A 208-nucleotide genomic window follows, 5' to 3' on the forward strand; every position below is an offset into this window, starting at 1 on the left:
GAACGGGACCCCGGCCCAGCGCCGGTTGTTGATCTCCAGTTTCACCGCGGCGTAGGTGTCGGTGGTGGACTGGGGGTCGATGCCCTCCTCCTCCAGGTACCCCAGGACCTCCTCGCCGCCCTGCCAGCCGTGGGTGTACTGGCCGCGCACGGTGTGCCGGCCCAGGTCCTTGGGGATCCGCACCGCTGAGAGGACCTTGAGCTTCTCG

1 pseudogene is annotated in these 208 nt (G+C 69.2%); it reads right to left on the minus strand.

What is annotated here, in order from left to right:
• Window positions 1-208 (minus strand): annotated as a pseudogene (locus tag IF29_RS43095) (glucose-6-phosphate dehydrogenase); the annotation flags it as partial.

The sequence above is a fragment of the Streptacidiphilus jeojiense genome, assembly GCF_000719095.1.
Classification (GTDB): domain Bacteria; phylum Actinomycetota; class Actinomycetes; order Streptomycetales; family Streptomycetaceae; genus Streptacidiphilus; species Streptacidiphilus jeojiensis.